The organism is Micromonospora sp. NPDC005806 (assembly GCF_042871425.1).
In the GTDB taxonomy this organism is placed as follows: Bacteria; Actinomycetota; Actinomycetes; order Mycobacteriales; family Micromonosporaceae; genus Micromonospora.
In genome coordinates, this window is the sequence record NZ_JBIAIL010000103.1 from 1 (window position 1) to 1,446 (window position 1,446).

Annotated in this window: 1 protein-coding gene; it reads left to right on the forward strand. The window is 69.3% G+C overall.

Annotated features, from left to right (window positions below; all coding sequences use genetic code 11):
• Positions 1-147 precede the first annotated feature (147 nt).
• Complete coding sequence (locus tag ACFYOS_RS36410) at positions 148-1,422, forward strand: IS701 family transposase (protein ID WP_387151911.1); 1,275 nt, start codon at positions 148-150, stop codon at positions 1,420-1,422.
• Positions 1,423-1,446 lie beyond the last annotated feature (24 nt).

Sequence of the window (1,446 nt, forward strand, 5' to 3'; positions counted from 1 at the left end):
TACGGCAGCCGCCGTTTGAGATGTCGCTGGCGGTGAGGGGTGGACGCGAGGCGGCCACCGCGTGATCGTCTGTACGTTGTGGACATAACTTCAGATCTGGCGGTGGCCGCGTGCCACAGCGTAAACCCTGTCGGGTGGGAGCGGGTTCTGGTCGGGGTGCTCGCCTCGTTCGCGGGCCGGTTCGGGCGGGTGGAGCCGCGTCGGACGGCGGCGGCGTTCGTGACCGGGCTGCTGGCCGATATCGAGGTGAAGACGTGTTGGCAGTTGGCGGAGCAGGCGGGACATCGGCGGCCGGACGCGATGCAGCGGCTGTTGTATCGGGCGGTGTGGGACGCCGATGCTGTCCGCGATGACCTGCGTCAGGTGATCGTCGACCGGTTCGGCGACCCGGACGCGGTGCTGATCGTTGACGAGACCGGCGATCTGAAGAAGGGCGTGCGTTCGGTCGGGGTGCAACGTCAGTACACCGGCACCGCCGGCAGGATCGAAAACGCGCAGGTCGGGGTGTTCCTCGGCTACGCCAGCGGGCACGGTCACACCCTGATCGACCGACGCGTGTATCTGCCGGTGTCCTGGACCGAGGACCGGGACCGCTGCCAGGCCGCCGGCATCCCGGACGAGGTCCAGTTCGCCACGAAGTCCGAGCTGGCCGCTGACATGATCGCCGCAGCCGTCGACGCCGGCGTGCCGGCAGGGTGGGCCGCCGCGGACGAGGCCTACGGCAACAGCAGCGTCTTTCGCGCCCACCTGCGCGAACACCGCCTCGGTTATGTCCTGGCCGTGTCCCGCACCCACCTGGTCCCGCTCGACGGCGGGAAAGTCCGCCTCCGCGCCGACCGGATCGCCGCCGAGCTACCCGCCACGGCGTGGCAGCGCCGCAGCGCTGGCGCCGGGTCGAAAGGCCCCCGCTACTACGACTGGGCGTGGCTGGATCAGGTCACCACGGACGCCGACCCCGACGACGGCGGCTGCCACACCCTCCTGATCAGGCGCAACACCTCCACCGGGGAGTTGGCCTTCTACCGCTGCTGGAGCCCACGACCAACCACTCTCGCGCAACTCGTGCGGGTGGCCGGGATCCGCTGGACCGTCGAAGAAGCATTCCAGGCCGCCAAGGGGCAGGTCGGCCTCGACCAGCACCAGGTCCGCCGCTGGGACTCCTGGCACCGGTTCACCACCCTCGCCCTGGCCGCCCTCGCCGTCCTGGCGATCTGCGCCGCCGACGCGGCTGACGACCCCCCGGAGAGCGGCCTGATCAAGCTGAGCGTCAACGAAGTTCGCCGTCTGATCAACACCTTCATCATCCGCCCGATCAGCGACCTCACCCACCGTTTGCGCTGGTCACAATGGCGGCGGCGCCACCAAGCCCGAGCTCGACGAGCCCACTACACCCGACGGCTCAACCTCGAACTTCAACCATGATCCCGAACGGCGGCTGCCGTACTA